The organism is Nocardiopsis trehalosi NBRC 14201, assembly GCF_001552555.1.
Taxonomy (GTDB): Bacteria; Actinomycetota; Actinomycetes; order Streptosporangiales; family Streptosporangiaceae; genus Nocardiopsis_B; species Nocardiopsis_B trehalosi.
On the sequence record NZ_BCRK01000280.1, the window covers coordinates 1 to 5,272 of the forward strand.

The window sequence follows — 5,272 nt, forward strand, 5'->3', positions numbered from 1 at the left end:
GCCCGCCGTTCCGCTCCGGCGTCCGCCCCCTCCGGGGGCGGGCGCGGTCACTCCGGGCGGGGGGTGTCGATGTCGCGGTGGGTGAGGTCGACGGCGATCCCGGCGCCGTGCAGACGGCGGGCGACCTCGCCCGCGGTGGCCGGGGCGCGGTGCCGGCCGCCCGTGCAGCCGACGGCGAGGACGACGGCCCCCGTGCACGGCCCGGCGAGGTAGGCGCGGACGAGCGCCGCGGCGGAGTCGATCAGGGCGGGGATACCCGGGGTGTCGAGGACGTGCGCGACCACCTCGGGGTCGCGGGCGGTCATGTCCTGCAGTTCCGGCCGCACGTGGGGGTCGCGGAAGTGGTGGCGCAGGTCCAGGACGACGTGCGCGGGCGGCGGGCCGCCGTGCAGGAAGCCGAAACTCACCAGCCGCACCTGGGCGTCGGGGGTCGACATGGTCTGCGTCCTCTTCTCACGGGGTGCGGGGCCGGGGCGGAAAGGTCCACCGCCGACCTTATGCGGGGCGGGGCGGTGCGTGGCCGGGGCCCTCACCCCACCGCGCACCCGGATTCGTTATATTCAGAACATGATGAATATGAGCGTCTTCGCGGTGGACGGCTGCGGCCTGGCCTACCGCGACAGCGGCGGCCCCGGCACGCCGGTCGTGTTCACCCACGGAGCGGGGGCCGACCAGGCGATGTTCGCCCCCCAGGCGGCCCGCCTCGCCGCCCTCGGCCACCGGACCGTCACCTGGGACCTGCGCGGGCACGGGGGGTCGCGCCCGGCGGGCGCCCCGTTCACCGCCGACCGCGCCCTGGCCGACCTCGGCGCGCTGCTCCGCCACCTCGGCGCGGAGCGGCCGGTGCTCGTCGGCCAGTCACTCGGCGGCAACCTGGTGCAGGAGTACGCCCGCCGCGACCCCCGGGGCGTGCGCGCACTGGCCGTGATCGACGCGGCCTGGAACGCCGGTCCGCTGTCGCGGGCCGAACGCCTGCTCCTCTCCGCCGCGGCGCCCGGCCTGGCGCTCATCCCCGAACGGCGGTTCGCCGACGTGCTGGCCACCGCCTCCGCGGCCACCGACGACGGCCGCCGCTACGCGCGCGAGGTCTTCGCGCGCATGCCCAAGCGGGAGTTCGCCGCGGTGTGGCGGGCCACCACCGACCTGCTCCGCCCCGACCCGGACCACCGCTCGCCCGTGCCGCTCTGCCTGATCCGCGGCGAGCACGACCGCACCGGCAACATCGCCGCCGCCATGCCGCGCTGGGCGGCCCGCGAGGGCGTCCGCGAGCACGTCGTCGCCGGCGCCGGGCACATCTCCACGCTGGACGCCCCGGACGAGGTCGGCGGCGTGCTCGCCGCGTTCCTGGACGGCCTGCCCTCCGCGCCCGGCGACGGGGCGCACCGGTGACCGGCGACCGCAGCGCGGCGTTCACCGCCTCCATGGGGGAGCTGTTCGCCGCGTGGGACCTGCCGCGGGCCACGGGCCGCGTCTACGGCCTGCTGCTCATCACCGACGACCCGCTGTCGCTCGACGCGATCGGCGAACGGCTCGGGCTGAGCAAGGCCGCCGTCAGCCCCGCCGTGCGGCAGCTCAACTCCTGGGGCCTGGCGCGGTCGCTGCCGCAGCCCGGCAGCCGCCGCCTGCTGGTCGAGGCGGCCGGCGGCCTGGAGTCGCTGCTGGAGGCGAGCCACGTCCGCGCCCGCGCGCTCATCGCCGCGCTGCGCGAGGGCGAGGACCTGGCCGCCCCGGGGCCCGCGCGCGAGCGGCTGCGCGACGTGGTCGACCTGTTCACCGGTTACGTCGAGGCGGGCGAGCACCTGCTCGCGCGGCGCCGCGCGCGCTGACGGCGGCGGCGCGGAGGCACGGCGGGACGGGTGGCCGGGCGGTGGCCCGTCAGCCCCCGGTGCGAGAATCCCTCGGAACACCACAAATCAGTCGTAGTGAACGGGAAACCGGTGGAAATCCGGTGCGGTCCTCGCCACTGTGACCGGGAGACCGGCGCCCCCACGCGCCACTGGGCCCCACGGCCCGGGAAGGCGGGGGCGCCGCCGGGGCACGCCCCCGGGGCCCGGGAGCCAGGAGACCGGCTACGGCGGACGCAGGAACACACCACGAAGGATGGTCCTCCTCGATGTCTCCCACCCGCGCGGGTGGCGCCCCCGGACGGGGCCCGCTCGCCGTCCTCTGCGCGCTCCTGGCCGGCGCCGCCGGCTGCTCCGCCCCCGCCTCCGACACCCCCGCCGCCCACGGCCCCGAGATCGACAACTGCGGCATGGCGGTCCCCGCGGGCGACCCCCCGCGGCGCATCTTCGCCGCCTACCACAACGCCGTGGAGATGGCCCACGCCCTCGGCCTGGGCGACCGCCTGGTCGGCACCGCGTTCCTCGACAACACGGTGCTGCCCGAGTACGCCGACGCCCAGGCCGCCGCCCCCTACTACCCCGCGCTGCCGTCCAAGGAGGAGCTGCTGCGGCTGGAACCGGACTTCGTGGTGTCCGGGTACGGGTCGTTCACCGACGACGCGTTCGGCTCCCGCGGCGACCTCGCCGACCTGGGCGTCCGCACCTGGCAGTTCACGTCCATGTGCCCCACCGAGGACGGTCTCGGCCAGGAGGCGCTGGTGCCGGGCGACGTCACCATGGACGACGTCTACGCCGACATCGAGGGCCTGGGCGAGGTCACCGGCACCGAGGAGCGCGCCGCCGAGGTCGTCGCCGGGATGCGCGCCGACATCGAGGAGGTCACGGCCCGCCTCGACGGGGTCGAGGAGCGGCCGCGCGTCGCCGTGGTGAGCTTCGAGGAGGACGGCATCCGCGTCCTCGGCGGCAACGACATCGCCACCGAGGTCATCGAACTGGCCGGCGCCGAGAACGTGTTCGCCGACGTGTCCGGCCGGCTGACCAAGGTCGGCGTGGAGGAGCTGGTCTCCCGCGACCCCGAGGTGCTGCTGTTCCTCACCTGCTGCGGCGAGGACGTCGACGAGTCCGACGCCGGGCCGCGCATCGCCGAGGTGCGCGCCGACCCCGCGCTGGCGGACGTGCCCGCTGTGCGCGACGACCGCCTGCACGGCTTCACCTTCGCCACCAGCAGCGCGGGCGTGCGCAGCGCCGACGCCGTCGTCCAGGTCGCCCGGTTCGCCCACCCGGACCTGTTCGGATGACGACCGCCTCCGCTCCGGCGGGGGGCCGCGGACCGCTGCTGCGCAGCGGGCGGGCGCGCGCCGCCGGCCTGGCGGCGGCGGTCGCCGCCCTCCTGCTCGCGGCCCTGGCGTCGGTGCTGACCGGTCCGGAACCGGTCGGCCTGGCGGACCTGCCCGCCGCCTACGCGGGCGGCCCCGCGTCGGAGACCGACCGCGTCGTCCGCCACCTGCGGGTGCCACGGGCGGCGACCGGCCTGCTCGTCGGGCTGGCGCTGGGCGCGGCCGGGGCGCTGGTGCAGGCGGTGACGCGCAACCCCCTGGGCGGCCCCGACATCCTCGGCGTGAACGCGGGCGCCTCCCTCGCCGTGGTGGCGGGCATCGCGGTGCTGGGCCCGACCGGCTACACCGGCTACGTGTGGTTCGCGTTCGCCGGGGCCGCCGCCGCGTCGCTGGCCGTGCACGCCGTCGGCTCGCTCGGCCGGGGCGGCCCCGCCCCCGTCCGGCTCGCCCTGGCGGGCGCGGCGGTGACCGCGCTGCTGGGCGCGGTGACCTCGGCCCTCACTCTGCTCGACGTCACGACCCTGAACGCCTACCGCTTCTGGGTGGTGGGGTCGCTGGGCGCCGCCGACGGGGCGACGGCGGCGGCGCTCGCCCCGTTCGTGCTGGCCGGCGCCGTCACGGCGGCGGCCCTGGCCCGCCCACTCAACGCGCTGGCGCTCGGCGACGACCTCGCGGGCGGCGTGGGCGCCCGGCCCCGCGCGGTGCGCGCGGCCGCCGGCGCGGCGGTGGTGCTGCTCGCCGGCGCGGCGGTGGCGGCCGCCGGCCCCATCGGCTTCGTCGGGCTGATGGCCCCGCACGTGGCGCGCGCCGTTGCGGGCACCGACCACCGGTGGGTGCTGCCCTGGTCGGCCGCCACCGGGGCCGTGCTGCTCCTCGCCGCCGACGTGGCCGGCCGGCTCGCCGTCCGCCCGCAGGAGCTCCAGGCGGGGATCGTCACCGCGCTCGTCGGGGCGCCGTTCTTCCTGTACCTGGTGCGCCGGCGCACGATGGTGCTGCCGTGACCGGCCCCGCGGCGCCGGGGCGGCGGTCGCCCGCGCTGCCCCGGGGCGCGGTGGCGCTGCGGACCCGCGGCGCGTCGCTGCTGCTCCGCCCCCGGTCGGCGGCCGTGGCGGCGGTGTGCGCCGTGGTGGCGCTGGCGGCCGGCACCGTCGCGCTCGGGGTCGGCGACTACCCCGTTCCGCTCGGCGATGTGCCGGCGGCGCTGACCGGCCGGGCCGGGCCCGTCCCCGCGCACGTGGTCACCGAGATGCGGCTGCCGCGCGTGGCGACCGGGCTGGGCGCGGGCGCGGCGTTCGGGGTCTCCGGGGCGGTGTTCCAGCGGGTCCTGCGCAACCCCCTGGTGAGTCCGGACGTCATCGGCGTCAACGCGGGGGCCTCGGCCGGGGCGGTCCTGGTGATCACCCTGGCCGGCGGGGCGACGGCGCCGACGGTCGCCGGTGCGCTGGCCGGGGCGGCGGCCGCGACCCTCCTGGGGTACCTGGTGGCGCGACGCGACGGGATCAGCGGGTACCGGCTGGTGCTGGTCGGGATCGGCGTGACGGCGCTGGCGACCGCCCTCACCTCCGTCCTGCTGACGCGGGCGGAGCTGCACGACGTGCAGCGGGCGTCGATCTGGCTCACCGGCAGCCTGGCGAACCGGGGGTGGGCGCACGCGGCCGCCGTCGCGGCGGCGCTGGTGCTGCTCGCCCCGCTGCTGGCGGCTCTGGGCCGGCGGCTGCGCCTGCTGGAGCTGGGCGACGACCTCGCGCGGTCGCTGGGCGCGGCGCCGGAGCCCGCGCGCGCCGGCCTGCTGGCGGCCGCCGTGGTCCTCGCCGCCGTGGGGACCGCCGTCGCCGGCCCCGTGGCGTTCGTGGCGCTGGTGGCACCGCAGATCGTCCGGCGGCTGGTCGCGGACCGCACCGCGGGCCTCGCCGCGTCGGGCGCGTGCGGGGCGCTGCTCGTGGTCGCCGCCGACCTCGCGGCGCGGCTGGTGTTCGCCCCGGTGGAGCTGCCGGTGGGGGTGCTCACCGCGGTGTTCGGCGCCCCCTTCCTGCTGGCCCTGCTGGTCCGGGCGCACCGCGGCGGCCGCGCCGGGTGAACGGCGCGGCCGCG

The 5,272-nt window shown here is 78.3% G+C and carries 6 protein-coding genes and 1 riboswitch; of the genes, 5 read left to right on the plus strand and 1 reads right to left on the minus strand.

From position 1 onward, the window contains the following. Window positions 1-47 precede the first annotated feature (47 nt). Entirely contained in the window at window positions 48-437 is a 390-nt protein-coding gene (locus NT8_RS27075) for a RapZ C-terminal domain-containing protein (RefSeq protein WP_067975664.1), read from the minus strand. Between the two features lie 130 nt (window positions 438-567). Between NT8_RS27075 and NT8_RS27080 the strand changes: the two genes are divergently transcribed. The 5 genes from NT8_RS27080 (at window position 568) to NT8_RS27100 (ending at window position 5,258) form a co-directional block, all read left to right on the plus strand. After that, window positions 568-1,389 carry an alpha/beta fold hydrolase gene (locus NT8_RS27080; RefSeq protein ID WP_067975667.1) on the plus strand — a complete coding sequence of 274 codons (822 nt, stop codon included), beginning with the start codon at window positions 568-570 and terminating at the stop codon, window positions 1,387-1,389. Further along, window positions 1,386-1,826, plus strand: coding sequence for a GbsR/MarR family transcriptional regulator (locus NT8_RS27085; protein WP_157515997.1), 441 nt, complete (start codon window positions 1,386-1,388; stop codon window positions 1,824-1,826). The genes NT8_RS27080 and NT8_RS27085 overlap by 4 nt, the downstream gene beginning before the upstream one ends. 77 nt (window positions 1,827-1,903) lie before the next feature. Then, window positions 1,904-2,088: riboswitch (cobalamin riboswitch) on the plus strand. 25 nt (window positions 2,089-2,113) lie between these two features. Beyond that, window positions 2,114-3,142 carry an ABC transporter substrate-binding protein gene (locus NT8_RS27090; RefSeq protein ID WP_067975670.1) on the plus strand — a complete coding sequence of 343 codons (1,029 nt, stop codon included), beginning with the start codon at window positions 2,114-2,116 and terminating at the stop codon, window positions 3,140-3,142. Then, a complete protein-coding gene (locus NT8_RS27095; RefSeq protein ID WP_067975673.1) occupies window positions 3,139-4,182 on the plus strand; it encodes a FecCD family ABC transporter permease in 1,044 nt (347 codons plus the stop codon). The genes NT8_RS27090 and NT8_RS27095 overlap by 4 nt, the downstream gene beginning before the upstream one ends. Further along, window positions 4,179-5,258: a FecCD family ABC transporter permease gene (locus tag NT8_RS27100; RefSeq protein WP_067975676.1), complete on the plus strand. Its 1,080-nt coding sequence runs from the start codon at window positions 4,179-4,181 to the stop codon at window positions 5,256-5,258. The genes NT8_RS27095 and NT8_RS27100 overlap by 4 nt, the downstream gene beginning before the upstream one ends. Window positions 5,259-5,272 lie beyond the last annotated feature (14 nt).